The 14,924-nt window shown below is 34.2% G+C and carries 9 protein-coding genes; 6 read left to right on the top strand and 3 right to left on the bottom strand.

The window, feature by feature from the left end; translation table 11 throughout:
• Positions 1-178 precede the first annotated feature (178 nt).
• Positions 179-1,111 (bottom strand): mechanosensitive ion channel family protein, encoded by a 933-nt coding sequence (locus tag JOOMADRAFT_RS11385; RefSeq protein ID WP_008613512.1) that lies wholly within the window; start codon positions 1,109-1,111, stop codon positions 179-181.
• Positions 1,112-1,269: 158 nt separating this feature from the next.
• Here JOOMADRAFT_RS11385 and JOOMADRAFT_RS11380 point away from each other — a divergent pair, with 158 nt between their 5' ends.
• Positions 1,270-2,991: a BCCT family transporter gene (locus tag JOOMADRAFT_RS11380; protein ID WP_008613511.1), complete on the top strand. Its 1,722-nt coding sequence runs from the start codon at positions 1,270-1,272 to the stop codon at positions 2,989-2,991.
• A gap of 218 nt (positions 2,992-3,209) precedes the next feature.
• Here JOOMADRAFT_RS11380 and rho read toward each other — a convergent pair whose 3' ends face one another.
• The gene (gene rho, locus JOOMADRAFT_RS11375) at positions 3,210-4,910 is read right to left on the bottom strand and encodes a transcription termination factor Rho (protein ID WP_008613510.1); all 1,701 of its coding nucleotides are present in this window, start codon (positions 4,908-4,910) and stop codon (positions 3,210-3,212) included.
• Positions 4,911-5,101: 191 nt separating this feature from the next.
• Here rho and JOOMADRAFT_RS11370 point away from each other — a divergent pair, with 191 nt between their 5' ends.
• Both JOOMADRAFT_RS11370 and JOOMADRAFT_RS11365 read left to right on the top strand, forming a co-directional pair.
• The gene (locus JOOMADRAFT_RS11370; protein WP_008613509.1) at positions 5,102-5,512 is read left to right on the top strand and encodes a DUF4293 domain-containing protein; all 411 of its coding nucleotides are present in this window, start codon (positions 5,102-5,104) and stop codon (positions 5,510-5,512) included.
• Between the two features lie 376 nt (positions 5,513-5,888).
• Positions 5,889-7,772 (top strand): hypothetical protein, encoded by a 1,884-nt coding sequence (locus JOOMADRAFT_RS11365; RefSeq protein WP_008613508.1) that lies wholly within the window; start codon positions 5,889-5,891, stop codon positions 7,770-7,772.
• A 109-nt stretch (positions 7,773-7,881) separates the two neighbouring features.
• On the opposite strand, the gene JOOMADRAFT_RS11360 is transcribed toward JOOMADRAFT_RS11365, so the two are convergent.
• The gene (locus JOOMADRAFT_RS11360; protein ID WP_008613506.1) at positions 7,882-9,471 is read right to left on the bottom strand and encodes a peptide chain release factor 3; all 1,590 of its coding nucleotides are present in this window, start codon (positions 9,469-9,471) and stop codon (positions 7,882-7,884) included.
• Positions 9,472-9,782: 311 nt separating this feature from the next.
• Between JOOMADRAFT_RS11360 and JOOMADRAFT_RS19715 the strand changes: the two genes are divergently transcribed.
• The 3 genes from JOOMADRAFT_RS19715 (at position 9,783) to JOOMADRAFT_RS11345 (ending at position 14,905) form a co-directional block, all read left to right on the top strand.
• Positions 9,783-12,419 (top strand): PA14 domain-containing protein, encoded by a 2,637-nt coding sequence (locus tag JOOMADRAFT_RS19715; protein ID WP_008613505.1) that lies wholly within the window; start codon positions 9,783-9,785, stop codon positions 12,417-12,419.
• Positions 12,420-12,743: 324 nt separating this feature from the next.
• Positions 12,744-14,522 (top strand): autotransporter outer membrane beta-barrel domain-containing protein, encoded by a 1,779-nt coding sequence (locus JOOMADRAFT_RS11350; RefSeq protein WP_008613502.1) that lies wholly within the window; start codon positions 12,744-12,746, stop codon positions 14,520-14,522.
• Between the two features lie 188 nt (positions 14,523-14,710).
• Complete coding sequence (locus JOOMADRAFT_RS11345; RefSeq protein WP_008613501.1) at positions 14,711-14,905, top strand: hypothetical protein; 195 nt, start codon at positions 14,711-14,713, stop codon at positions 14,903-14,905.
• Positions 14,906-14,924: the final 19 nt, after the last annotated feature.

Below are 14,924 nucleotides of genomic sequence, written 5' to 3'. Positions count from 1 at the left end.
GCTTTAGTTTTAAAGTTACTTAAAGTTATGATATAAGTTGTTAATGTAGATATAAATTTCCTTTCTGAAAGAGATTTGAATACTTTGTAACTTGTCATAAGGTTAGTTGTAAACGTGCTGTTAAAATACTTCTAGAACCCCTGCTAAAGCCCTCTATTCTTGTTTTGAGGAGGACTATTTAATCTTTATTCTTAACAGATATGAAGTCTTTAACTTGAACTCGTGTTTTAGGAAAGCTTTCAGGATAATTTGTTTGGATATATGTTATTAATTTTTCTCTTACAAATACCCGTAAATCCCATGCTTTTGGGGAACTACTGGCACTCATGAGGGCTCTTATTTCTACGTAGTTTTCTTTTGCGTCTGTAACTTGAAGTACGTTTGCTTTTCCGTCCCATAAATTGGTGCTATTGAGTAAGCGGGTAAGTTCGTCTCGTAACTTGTCAAAAGGAACGTTGTAATCGGTATAAATAAAGACGGTGCCAAGGATGTCGGAGTTATTCCGGGTCCAATTCTGAAAAGGTTTTTCGATAAAATAGGTGGTTGGGAGTATCAATCGGCGTTTATCCCAGATTCTTACAACTACAAATGTTAACGAAATTTCTTCTACCCATCCCCATTCTCCTTCTACAACTAAAACATCGTCTAAACGAATAGGTTGTGAAATTGCTATTTGAAGTCCCGCAAGAATGGTTCCAATTACTTTTTGAGCAGCTAAACCTAAAATAATACCGGCAATACCTGCAGAGGCAAATAAGCTTAGTCCTATTTTTCGGACGCTTTCAAAAAGCATTAAAGTAACTGCCACCGCAATAATAATGATGATAAATATTATAATTCGCTCTAAAATATTAAACTGTGTATAGAGTTTTCTAGCGTTGAGGTTGTTTTCACTATTAATATCATATCTACGTAAGTATCTTGCTTTTAAGACTCTTAAAATAACTATGAGAGTCCAAGCTACACTAATTATTAAAAGTATGGAGCTTAGCTTTCCTACAATTAGAGAAGTTTCTTCGTTAAAATTTAAAAAGGTGTTTGCACCCGATTTAAAAAATATGGAGAGTGCAAATAGTAAGATTGGTGTAATGAATCGTTTTAACTGCTTCATCTGAGTTGGTTTTCATTCAAAATATAAAAACTTTTTTTAATAATCCATTCATTAACAAGCTTATAACCTAAAACGTTGTAGTTTTTATTCCTATTTAAGGAAGGAGAAATGATAAGAAATAAGTAACTTGATGTTAATTATAGAAGAACTTACATACTATGAAGGAAAAAGAGACTAATGAAATTGTAAATCCAGAAGTGCAGCTAGAGATAGATTCGATGGTTGAAGAATATGAAATTGAGCTGCGGAAAGAACTAGACTTATCTAAAGCAAATTCATATAAAGAAATAGAAAAGAAAAAACGAACTTTCAAAGCGCGAGTTATTGAAAATGAATTGGACGATATCCGAAGAGATGTTAAAGAAATTAGAGATGAGGAGAAGTCTATAATTGGAATTAATTTCTGGATTAGCCTTTTTGTTACAGTCTTAGTAATGATTTTTGCATTTAGTGCTGGAGAAGATCTTGCAGATTTTGCTCAATGGATAGCTGGTTTTGTGACTAAATATTTAAATTGGTTTTATGTGTTAGTTGCTTCTGGATTCTTAATTTTTCTATTGTTTTTGGCTTCTGGAAGATTTGGTTCTGTTGTGCTAGGACATCCAGATGAGCGCCCAGAATTTTCTAACTTTTCGTGGTATTCTATGCTATTCTCTGCAGGAATGGGAGTTGGAATATTATTTTACGGGAGCGCAGAGCCTATGAGTCATTTTTTAAATTCTCCTGTAGATCCTTCAGGAAGTGCAGCCGCAGCTACCTCTGCAATGACGTATTCTGCATTTCATTGGGGACTTCATGCGTGGGGTATTTATACCGTTTGCGCTGTAGGAATTGCCTATTATGGATTTAGAAAACGAAAGCGTTATTTGGTCTCCTCGAGTATTTTAAATTTTACTTCTAATAAAAAAATACAAACAGTTGTAAAATCTACGACCGATTTAATATCTATTCTTGCAGTTATTTTTGGGGTAAGTACCTCGTTAGGGGTGGGGGTGTTGCAAATAAGCAAAGGATTAAATCATGTGTTTGACATGGAAACTTCCAATTTTATGGGGTATGCTGTTATTATTTCAATTATTACATTAGTTTTTATTGTTTCGTCCTCCACAGGTTTAAAAAAAGGAATTAGAATCTTATCTAATTTGAATATGATTATTGCTATTCTTTTATTGTTATTTGTTTTTATAGTTGGGAATACATTATTCGATTTGAAAGTTTTTGTTAACTCTATTGGTCAGTATCTTCAGGAGTTACCAGCGTTGAGTTTTAGATTAAATCCATATGATGCTAATTACGAAAATTGGATGGGAGACTGGACGCTTAGTTACTTTACATGGTGGATTGCATGGGCTCCTTTTGTAGGTATTTTTATTGCGAGAATCTCTAAAGGAAGAACAGTAAGAGAGCTTATTGTAGGGTGCTTATTAGTGCCTGCAATTTTTAGTTTGTTTTGGTTTTCTGTTTTTGGAGGAACCGCTATTCATCTAGAAATGATTGATAAAATTCCAATAGGAGGAGCGATGTTGAAAGAGATTAGTGTAGGGACATTTTTATTGTTTGAACAACTTCCGTTGTCAAGTGTAACTTCAGTAACAGCCTTATTTTTATTGTTTACATTTTTGGTTACATCTGCCGATTCTGCAACTTTTGTAATTAGTATGATGACATCGGAAGGCGACTTAGATCCCACCATGAAAATGAAAATAACATGGGGAATTGTCTTGGGAGTATTGAGTTTGGTTCTTTTAGCTGGTGGTGGAATTAAAGCTTTGCAAGCAGCTACTTTAATATTTGCTTTTCCGTTTTCATTTGTATTGATAATGATTGCACGGTCTCTTTATTTTAGATTGTCCATACAGGTGAAGAAAAAACGATCTTAACGTTGAAGTTTTATAGCAATTAAAATAATTTATACTAAAGTTGGTCTGCCCACATATAAAAAAAGTGGCTTTTTAAAAAGTATCTAAACTCTAAATGTCATCCTGAGTATGTCGAAGGATTCTTTTGGAGTGTTAATTGTAAAAGCTTCAACAAGCTTTTACAACTTCAAATTACTTTTTAAAAAGCCACTTTTTTATAAAACAGAAGAATTAAAAAACTACTGATTCATAGTCATTAAAAATTCTTCATTATTTTTTGTCATTTTTATACGTTGCTCCATAAATTCCATGGCTTCAATAGGATTCATATCTGATAAATACTTGCGTAAAATCCAAATACGTTGAATCGAATTTTCATCTAATAACAAGTCATCACGACGCGTAGAAGAAGAAATAAGATCGATAGCAGGGAAAATACGTTTGTTAGAGATACGTCTATCCAATTGTAGCTCCATGTTTCCAGTTCCTTTAAATTCTTCAAAGATAACTTCATCCATTTTAGAACCTGTATCTGTAAGTGCAGTAGCAATAATTGTAAGAGATCCACCTCCTTCAATATTTCTTGCAGCACCAAAGAATCTTTTTGGTTTGTGTAACGCATTGGCATCTACACCACCACTAAGTACTTTACCACTAGCAGGTTGTACGGTATTGTAAGCACGTGCTAAACGTGTAATAGAATCTAAAAGAATAACTACATCATGACCGCATTCTACCAAGCGTTTTGCTTTTTCTAATACAATATTAGCCACTTTTACGTGTCTGTCTGCTGGTTCATCAAAAGTAGAAGCAATAACTTCTCCACGTACATGGCGTTGCATATCTGTAACCTCCTCTGGACGTTCATCAATCAATAAAATTAATTGATACACTTCAGGATGATTAGCGGCAATGGCATTTGCAATGTCTTTTAATAACATTGTTTTACCAGTTTTAGGTTGCGAAACTATCATTCCACGTTGTCCTTTTCCAATAGGAGAGAATAAGTCTACAATACGTGTAGACATAGTACTTTGTCTTTCTGCTAATCTAAATTTTTCCGTAGGAAATAATGGTGTTAAGTGTTCAAAAGAAACACGATCTCTAACCACTTGAGGGTCTAAACCATTAATAAGATTAACCTTTATAAGTGGGAAGTATTTTTCTCCTTCTTTTGGAGGACGTACAGTTCCTTTAACAGTATCACCAGTTTTTAATCCGAATAAACGAATTTGAGATTGCGATACATAAATATCATCTGGAGACGACAAGTAGTTGTAATCACTACTTCTTAAAAAGCCATATCCGTCTTGCATGATGTCTAAAACACCTTCACTCTCTACAATTCCATCAAATTCAAAATCAGGATCTCTATAGCGACTTTTCTTTTCCTTGTCATAATTATCTTTATCCTTTGGAGGATTGTTGTTTTTATTATGATGAGGTTTGTTGTTACGCTGTTGCGGATTATTATTATCCTTACGCGCTTTAGGATTCTTATTATCGTTATTATTGTTTTTTGGAGCATTGGTGTGCTTCCTTGAATCCTCTGTTTTAGCCTCTTCTTTTACGGGAGCTTTCTCTTTTGGAGTAGCTGCTTTTGTATTAGAAGGCTCATTTTTTTTAATTTCAGAGTTAGAATCCGAAGTTTTTTGAGGTGTATTTTGAGTTTCTTTTTGAGGAGCGTTAGAAGGTTTCTTTGTAGTTCGGGTTCTTTTTCTTGGGGTAGAAGTTGGTGCAGTTTTGTTACTCTCCTCAGGAGTATTCTTGGCTTGTGCCTTTTCTTTAGCTACTGCCTCTGGACTTGCTGCTTGTACATCTAAGATTTGATATACTAAATCGTTCTTCTTAAGAGATTTGTATTTAGGAATACCAGCCACTTTGGCAATCTCATGCAACTCAGCAAGTTTTTTTGCTTTTAAATCTGAAATTTCAAACATTGATTAAATAAATAATTTATTATTGGTTTGAGGTGAAAATGATTGTTTTCTTGAAAATAATTATAGAAGTTCAAATTGGAACGTAGTAAAGTACTCGTTTCGAATTGACTACGCAATATTACAAATTTATTTTAATAAACAAGCATATTTTTTCGAAAAGAACGTTATTTTTGCCTAACAAATAAGAAAACGTGTTACAACGCATACAGAGCATATATTTATTTTTAGTAGTTATAATCAGTGGGGTTTTGCCTTTCTGGGTGTATTTATGGACAGATAATGCAGGTGAAGCAGTCTATGCAGAGAGCGATATTTTATATTCTGCTTTATTTATTGCTTCGGCCGTTTTAGCATTTATTACTATTTTCTTATTCAAAAAACGAAAAAATCAATTTGTCTTGAATAGATTGAACATGATACTTAATCTTTTTTTACTAGGATTTTTCGTTTATCGATCACTAGTGTTATCCGGAGAAACTAATGTTTCGGAGAAGGGTATTGGGATGCTTCTTCCTATTATTTCTATCGTTTTTTTAGTGTTGGCAAATAGAGCCATTAAAAAGGACGAAGATCTTGTAAAATCTGTAGATCGGTTACGATAAACCTAACATCTTAGTATATTAGTGCGTCAAGCCCAGATGAAGATCTGGGCTTTTTTTTTGCTCGTTTTTCTTCATTTATAATTAGTAGCTCCATTTTAGTTTAATCCCTTATTGAGAGTTTTATTGCCTCAGAGCTTGTTCTGAGTATATCAAAGGGCTCTATGTAGGAGTGGATTAAATTATTTTCCTTTGAATTCCTCGTAGACTTGCCTCGAGGGAGTTGATTTTTTTTGAAGTGCCTAAGCATAAATTGGGGTGTACTAAATATACCACACTATAAATGCTGTTTACAACATTTAGTTTTCTTTTAAAATCAATATAAGTAGTTTAGCTAGCAATGTAAATACATCTTATAATTCCCCCTAAACCTATTAAAATGCCTTTTAAACTAGTGCGTAATAAGTTTCGTTTTTCAATTGTAAAACTTGTTATTCTTCTTTGTGTACTGAGTGTTATAAACTCCATATACAGTTTTTCAAAAAAATATTTTCATACTGAAAAATACATTTCCACAGAGGTTCTTGTAGATACAGATGGAGATGGTTTAACAGATGATATTGATAAAGATGATGATAATGATGGAATTCCAGATCTTATGGAAGATGAATGCGAATTTTCTGAAAGTTATGCTACCCCACCACCTTCAGTTATTTCCGACAATAGTGTAACTGCTATTTATTCTGATTTTAAGGGGTATTGGAGTTCCAAAACAAGTAGTGTTAATCCAACTGCTTTTGATGGTCATTCTACACTTTTAGCTTTTGAATCGATGGGGAAAACATATGCTACAGGGGTTGTAAATTCTAGAATGATAGATATTGATAATAATGGTAGATACGACGGGATAGATACAGATGGAGACGGGGTAAAGGATGTCAATATAGAGGAAACAACTTGGGTTGCAGTTAAACCAGTAACAAGAATTACCAAAGGAATTCGTTTAGAAGCTAGAGCCTTAGATGGGAATTTAACAAATGCATCGGGGCCATTATTAACCTCTGGTGGGATTCCTTTTAATCCTTATTTATATGAAGGAGAAAGAGGTTTGGACATGGCATATACTATTGCTAATATAGGAAATACTTGGTCTTTTAGGTTAGGAGGAAGTACTGCTGCTGCATATAATGATGGGGTTATGGATATTCTATTAACCCAAGGAGCTAAATTAACAGCAGGATCTAATTATAACCGACTAAATTTATTGGATGCTAATGGAAATTATCTTGGAAATGGGTTGGAGATTATTTGGGATAATATTCCTATTGTTGGAGAATCAATAGTAGATCAATACAATCCAGATGATAGTAAACATGCAGCCAATGAACGTAAGGGATTACGCTTTGCAGCTGTAGAATTATCTGAGTTTAATCTTACATCAGCAGAAATAAGTAAAGCAGTTGCATTTAGGTTAGAAATATCGAGTGGTGCAGATCCTGTTTTCTTTGCGGTTAATGAAAGTAGTTTTACGCCAGGTTGCGTTTCTGTTGATACAGATGGTGATGGGATTCCAAATAGCTTGGATTTAGATAGTGATAATGATGGAATATTTGATGCTGTGGAATCAGGTCATGGAAAAAGTATAAATTCTGAAGGAAAAGTTATTGGAGCTGTAGGTGCAGATGGAATTCCAAATAGCGTACAGGCAACTGGGCAATTTGATAGTGGAAATATTAATTACAGCATAGCAGATTCTAATGAAGATAATGTGCTCGATTATATGTCGCTCGACAGCGATTCGGATGGTTGTAATGATGTTATAGAAGCTGGATTTTTAGATGAAGATAACGATGGAATTTTAGGAAAGACCCCAGTTTCTGTAAACTCCTTAGGGATTATAATTGAGCAAGGAGGTTATACAACCCCAAGAGATGGCGATGCAGATGGGGTGTTTGATTTCAGAAAAAAAAGTAGCCAGCCTACTATTTCATTTAAGCTCCAAAATAAGACGCTGTTTGATGGCCATGCTTCAAATATTACGATTCTAGCAGACAATGTAACCAATTACCGTTGGCAGTTAAGTACAGATGCTGGTAATAGTTTTGTAGACCTTGTAGATAACGATGTATATGCGGGAGTGAATTCTAAGACCCTTACTATTAAAAAAGCAGAGTTTTCTATGGAAGGTTATAAATATAGAGTTTTACTAGAAAATACGGGTTATTTATGTAGTCCTTACAATTCTTCAACAGAAGTGACAGTTAAAGTGAGGGTTAAAACTGTAATTATGAATAGGAATAGAGCCTATCGTGTGATTAAGTAAATACCATATTTAACTAACGTTATTTACTTAATCACAGTTATTGACTATTTTCTTTGCGTTTATATGTTTTTTGCTATTCTTTTTATGCCCAATAAACTATTAAGATAGTTTACTTATACTCCGAAACAAAATGAAGTATTACATTCGGATACTTTTGTTGAGTCATTTGTATTGAAAAAGAAGAATCTGCTAAGAAAACCAATTGTCCTTGTTTATCCTTGGCTAGGAATTTTTGTTTTACACGCTTAAATTCTTTGAATTCTTCACTATTAGCATCTTTAGGTTCTACCCAGCAAGCTTTGTGTACTGGTAAGTTTTCATAAGTACATTTTGCTCCATATTCATGCTCCAATCGGTATTGAATTACCTCATATTGTAGGGCTCCAACAGTACCAATAATTTTTCGATTATTCATTTCTAAAGTGAATAACTGAGCAACCCCTTCATCCATTAACTGACTAATTCCTTTGTCTAGTTGTTTAGCCTTCATTGGGTCTGCATTATTAATATAGCGGAAGTGTTCAGGAGAAAAACTAGGTACGCCTTTAAAGTTGAGCGCTTCCCCTTGCGTTAAAGTGTCACCAATTTTGAAATTCCCTGTATCGTGTAACCCAACAATATCTCCAGCATAAGAAATATCTACAATCTCTTTCTTTTCAGCAAAAAAGGCATTAGGGCTAGAGAATTTTAATTTTTTATTATTTCTAACATGTAAGTATGGCGTATTTCTTTCAAAAGTACCAGAAACTATTTTTATAAAAGCTAATCGATCTCGGTGTTTAGGATCCATATTAGCATGGATTTTAAAAACAAAACCAGAAAATTCTTTTTCATTAGGATCAACCAAGCGTTCTTCTGCTTTTTTTGGAAGCGGTGTAGGGGCAATATCAACAAAGCAATCTAAAAGTTCTCTAACTCCAAAATTATTTAAAGCAGAGCCAAAAAACACAGGTTGTAAATCGCCTTTTAAATATTCTTCACGGTTAAAATCTGGATATACCTCATAAACCAATTCTAGGTTTTCTCGTAAATCTTTAGCAGATTTTTCGCCAATTATTTTATCTAAATCGGGGTTAGTAACATCATCAAAAGCAATGGTTTCTTCGATGTTCTTTTTACTGTCGCCACTAAAAAGATTGATGTTTTTTTCCCAAACATTATAAATTCCTTTAAAATCGTATCCCATTCCGATAGGAAAACTAAGCGGAGTAACTTTTAAATTAAGTTTTTGTTCTACTTCATCTAAAAGATCAAAGGCATCCTTTCCTTCACGGTCTAATTTGTTTATAAAAACAATCATTGGAATGTTGCGCATGCGGCAAACTTCAACCAATTTCTCGGTTTGTTCCTCCACCCCTTTAGCAACATCTATTACTACAATAACACTGTCTACTGCGGTAAGCGTTCTAAAAGTATCTTCAGCAAAATCCTTATGTCCAGGGGTGTCAAGAATATTAATTTTTTTATTCTGATAGTTAAAAGCTAATACAGAAGTAGCTACAGAAATCCCTCTCTGGCGCTCAATCTCCATAAAATCGCTTGTAGCTCCTTTTTTTATTTTATTGCTTTTAACAGCCCCAGCTTCTTGAATAGCGCCACCAAAAAGCAAAAGCTTTTCGGTTAATGTTGTTTTACCAGCATCTGGGTGAGAAATAATCCCAAATGTTCTCCTTCTTTTAATTTCTTCTTCTAAACGCATGCTTACCTTTTTTTAAGGACTGCAAAAATAAATTAATAAAGATCAAATGCCACTATTTAGTTCAATATTTTATAAATGAATGTTTTAAAACTAAAACGTTTAACTAAAAAAATAGAATATAGGTGATTATAACCTTTATGTATTTCATCGATAGATTAGTGTGTATAGTCTTTTTTATTTTCAATATAGTATGCAAGCATAATATATTTGTAGGATAATTTTCGCTTTAACAAAATATTAACAAGAACTAAATTAGAAAAATTACTTGAATTGTTTCAAAATATTAAATTAACCTACACCCCTCAATCCTAATGAATAAACTTTGTTTTTTAGTATACTTACTTTTGTTTCCAATCCTTATTTACGGCCAAACTCCGCCATGCTCTGGGGTGTTGGATTATGAATTTTATGAAGGTGTCCCTTCTGGGAATACAGTAGATAATATTCCTACTTCTGGTTCATTAGGAATGGGGCAGATAGGAAACTTTGACGTTGGAGCTCTTCAGAACACTATAGACCCTGGTGATGCAGATACATATTCCATACGTTACCGAGGATATATTAATATTACTACGGCTGGTAATTACACTTTTTATACTACTTCCGATGATGGTTCTAAACTATATATAAATGGCACTCAAGTTGTAAGTAATGATGGGAATCATGGGAGTCAAGAGCGGTCAGGTGGAGTTTGGTTACCGTCTGGGAAACATTCGATACAAATATTATTTTATGAAAATGGAGGAAGCAGTAATCTTTCTGTTTCTTATGCTGGTCCAAGTATAAATAAAAGACCATTACCTTTTTCAATACTTTCTGGTTTATGTAACGATTTGGACAAAGATGGCGTGAAAGATAATACAGATAAGGATGTAGATGGAGATGGAATATTAAATGATGTAGAGTGTAAATCTGTAGGATATGTTCAAGAGGCTAAGAATATCCAATACTTTTACAATGTTGCTAACGTTGAAGGATTTCCAGGAACAACATATGCAAATAATGCTGTAGGTAATTATGAAGGGCAGTCTAATCTTTTCCTGAAATTCCCTCAAGTATTGCCAATAGGTTCAACAATATCATTAGTTGTAGAAGCTGATCCTTCAGTTAGTGGTTCTGATTTTAATATAGAAAAAACCAACTCAACTGGAGTAAGTAACGAGGGGTATGTAGGTCAAGGAGTAGCAAGGCCAACCAAATCAACATTAAATATAGTTACAAAATCTTCTTTACAATATGTAAAAATTATAGCTTACCAAATTGGATTTAGAATTTATGGTGCAACTTATACTTTGCCAAGTAACGATTGTTCCACAGTAGACACAGATAATGATGGGATTCCCGATTATAAAGATCTTGATAGTGATGGTGATGGAATTCCTGATAATGTAGAAGCTCAAACCACCTTAGGTTATATTGCACCTTCTGGAAACAGAACAAACGGGGTGGATAATGCATATGGAGCGAATGGAATTATTCCTGTAGATACTGATGGTGATGGAACTCCAGATTTTTTAGATATTAATAGTGATGATCAAGGCAATAATGATGCCCTTGAAGCTGGATTAACACTTAGTAATGCAGATAGTGATAATGATGGTTTAGATAATAGTACAGATACATCCGTTGGATATGCAGATCCTGGTGGAACAATAGATAACCCTTTAACAGGGGCTGTAGTTTTGCCAGATATGGATTCGGATGTTAATTCTGGAGGGGATGTTGATTTTAGAGATGCTAATGATGGAATTGATAACAATCCGCCAGAAATTAATGCGGTTGGAAATCTTATTCATTGTATAGGTGGTTCTACCCCAATAGTGGAGAGCGTTAGTATAACCGACGATCAAGACAGTCTCGAAAAGGTATTTATTCAAATTTCAGAAAATTATGATGATGGAGATTTATTGAGTTATAATAATTCGATTACTGGAATTACTTCAAGTTGGAATCCAACAGAAGGGAAGCTTACTCTTACAGGTCCTGCTACACTTGAAGCTTTTGAGCAAGCAGTTTTAGCGGTTCGTTATAGTTCTACTGCGGTTTTAAATGATGCTACTAAAGATATTTCCATTGTTTTATCGGAATTAAATTTCTTAGAATCTTCTGGTCATTACTATGAATATATCCCTTCTGAAGGAATTACATGGACAGTAGCTAAAGCAGCAGCCGAAGCCAGAAATTTTTATGGCGTACAAGGATATTTAGCTACTATAACTTCAGCAGATGAAGCTGCTTTATTAGGCGAGCAATCGCCAGGGGCTGGCTGGATTGGAGCAAGTGATGCTGCTGTTGAAGGGGAATGGAAATGGGTAACTGGACCAGAAGCTGGTCAGCAATTTTGGCAGGGTACTGGAGGAGGAACTGTAGTAAATGGAATGTATGCTAATTGGAATACCGGAGAGCCAAACCAATCGGGAGATGAAGATTATGCGCATATCAACGCCCCAGGAACTGGTTTTGATGGTTCATGGAATGACCTCTCAAATACTGGAGCTACTAGTGGAGCATACCAACCTAAAGGATATTTGGTTGAGTATGGGGGACTTAATTCAGGGGAAACTTTTCCTGATGTTTCGGCCGTTACAAAAATTACTCCATTTGTAATTAACGAAGGAAATCAACCTGAGGATCAAACGGTATTTGTGGGGAATAATGCTAGTTTTTCGGTTACTGCTAAAAACGTAAACACCTATCAATGGCAAGAAAGTACAGATGGAGGTACTACTTTCTCAGATATTACAGATGCTATAAATTATAGTGGATACACTACAGCGAGTTTAGAAGTGTTAAATCCAGAAATCGAAAAAGAAGGATATGTATACAGATTAGTAATTAATAACACAGAAGGTGGATGTGAGTATGTTTCTGAAAATGCAAAATTATTTGTTCGTGTTCAAACAGTCATAACAAATAGAAATAAAACCTACCGTGTAAACAAAAATTAATGTAGTTAATCTGTAAAAAATACTGTTAATCGACCATACAACATAATAGCTTTATTACACATCATTTTTTTTATTAAGCTTTTGTTTTACAGTAGTTTTGAAGATTGAAAATAAAAAGAAAACCTATTTCAAACCTCATATAAAAATGAAAACCAACTACTCTCAAATAAATGAGTTTTACATCTTAAAGATCTAATTTTTTTAGAAAGGATGTAGCTAAAAAATACACCAAAATTTATTAAATAAAATTTAATGTTGTTTAGACAGCAGTGGAATTTGCTGTTTAAATTTTAAGATAATTATTGTTAAGAAATTAAATTAAGAATGAAAAACGGAATTATAATTATTGTATTGCTTATTTCTGGGTTTGCGTTTTCTCAAACAACCATAAACCTTGAAAATCAATGTAATTGTGAGGTAATTAAAGGTACGGATGTAACAGCACCTGGAGTTACCTTCTATCCAGCAGATCTTGGAGATATTTATATAAATACCGATACTGGAATTTTATATTTCTGGGATGGAGATTCTTGGGAATTAACATCTGGGAATATAGTAACAAACAAAGAATTTGAAGTAGATACAGAGAACAAGCAATTAGTTATTACCGATAGTGATGGAGGACAAGTTCATGTATCTTTTGATGAAATTGCTGATGCAATAGATAAGGATGAGCAAGATTTAGCAAATGTATTAGGAGAAGGAGCAGATGCAAATGGAATTGTGATTACTAATTTAGGAATTCCAACAGCAAATCAAGATGCAGCAACGAAGAGTTATGTGGATGGAGCAATTACAGCATCAAATCAAACAATTGTAAGTGGCGATGATGATAATGATGTAGAAGTAGGATCAGATGGGGGTGCATTTTATGATGATGCAGTTTTGCAGTCAGGAGTTGCAGCTAATACAACAAATATAACTACAAACACTGAGGATATATTAACTAACAAAGCTGCCATTACAACAAATGCTACTGATATCACTAATTTAGGTACAAGAGTAACCACTAATGAAACAAACATTACTTCAAATACAACTTCCATAGGAACAAATGCAGATGCAATAGCTTTAAAGGAAGATGCATCAAATAAATCAGCAGATGTTACTTTAGCGGATGATACTAATACAAAGTTCCCGACAGAGTTGGCTGTAAAGACATATGTGGATGGAGCAATTACAGCATCAAATCAAACAATTGTAAGTGGCGATGATGATAATGATGTAGAAGTAGGATCAGATGGGGGTGCATTTTATGATGATGCAGTTTTGCAGTCAGGAGTTGCAGCTAATACAACAAATATAACTACAAACACTGAGGATATATTAACTAACAAAGCTGCCATTACAACAAATGCTACTGATATCACTAATTTAGGTACAAGAGTAACCACTAATGAAACAAACATTACTTCAAATACAACTTCCATAGGAACAAATGCAGATGCAATAGCTGCGGTACAATCGGATGTGGATGCAAATGAAATAGCTGCAACTGATGCAATAGCTGCAGTACAGTCGGATGTAGATACAAATAAAGCAGCTGCTGATGCTGGAATATTAGCTAACACAAATGCTCTTGCAGCACATGAATCGGCAGATGAGGATTTAAGTGCAACCAATGAGATACAGGATTTAGAATTAACAGGAGATAAGTTAAAAATAACAAACAACAGTGCTGCTTCTGAGATTGATTTATCAGGATATATAAGTAGTGATGATCAGGATTTAGGAACAGCAAGTTTAGATGGTACAACAAATACGTTAAGTATAGGTATTGAGAATGGGAAAGGAACTAGTGTAGATTTATCATTATTAGAAGAATCATCAGAAATAGCAGCAGTACAATCAGATGTGGATGCAAATGAAATAGCTGCAACCGATGCAATAGCTGCGGTACAATCGGATGTGGATGCAAATGAAGCAGCTGCAACCAATGCAATAGCTGCAGTACAATCGGATGTAGATACAAATAAAGCAGCTGCTGATGCTGGAATATTAGCTAACACAAATGCTCTTGCAGCACATGAATCGGCAGATGAAGATTTAAGTGCAACCAATGAGATACAGGATTTAGAATTAACAGGAGATAAGTTAAAATAACAAACAACAGTGCTGCTTCTGAGATTGATTTATCAGGATATATAAGTAGTGATGATCAGGATTTAGGAACAGCAAGTTTAGATGGTACAACAAATACGTTAAGTATAGGTATTGAGAATGGGAAAGGAACTAGTGTAGATTTATCATTATTAGAAGAATCATCAGAAATAGCAGCAGTACAGTCGGATGTGGATGCAAATGAAACAGCTGCAACCAATGCAATAGCTGCGGTACAATCGGATGTAGATACAAATAAAGCAGCTGCTGATGCTGGAATATTAGCTAACACAAATGCTCTTGCAGCACATGAATCGGCAGATGAGGATTTAAGTGCAACCAATGAGATACAGGATTTAGAATTAACAGGAGATAAGTTAAAATAACAAACAACAGTGCTGCTTC

Origin of the sequence: Galbibacter orientalis DSM 19592, from assembly GCF_000260115.1 — a bacterium.
GTDB classification, from domain to species: domain Bacteria; phylum Bacteroidota; class Bacteroidia; order Flavobacteriales; family Flavobacteriaceae; genus Galbibacter; species Galbibacter orientalis.
The sequence above is the reverse complement of the archived record's forward strand: the minus strand, read 5'-3'. Positions and strand labels throughout refer to the sequence as shown.

Excerpts from the sequence above, each read along its gene's own strand:
- JOOMADRAFT_RS11385 (WP_008613512.1), bottom strand. The coding sequence starts at position 1,111 with ATGAAGCAGTTAAAACGATTCATTACACCAATCTTACTATTTGCACTC.
- JOOMADRAFT_RS11380 (WP_008613511.1), top strand. The coding sequence starts at position 1,270 with ATGAAGGAAAAAGAGACTAATGAAATTGTAAATCCAGAAGTGCAGCTA.
- rho (WP_008613510.1), bottom strand. The coding sequence starts at position 4,910 with ATGTTTGAAATTTCAGATTTAAAAGCAAAAAAACTTGCTGAGTTGCAT.
- JOOMADRAFT_RS11365 (WP_008613508.1), top strand. The coding sequence starts at position 5,889 with ATGCCTTTTAAACTAGTGCGTAATAAGTTTCGTTTTTCAATTGTAAAA.
- JOOMADRAFT_RS11360 (WP_008613506.1), bottom strand. The coding sequence starts at position 9,471 with ATGCGTTTAGAAGAAGAAATTAAAAGAAGGAGAACATTTGGGATTATT.
- JOOMADRAFT_RS19715 (WP_008613505.1), top strand. The coding sequence starts at position 9,783 with ATGAATAAACTTTGTTTTTTAGTATACTTACTTTTGTTTCCAATCCTT.
- JOOMADRAFT_RS11350 (WP_008613502.1), top strand. The coding sequence starts at position 12,744 with ATGAAAAACGGAATTATAATTATTGTATTGCTTATTTCTGGGTTTGCG.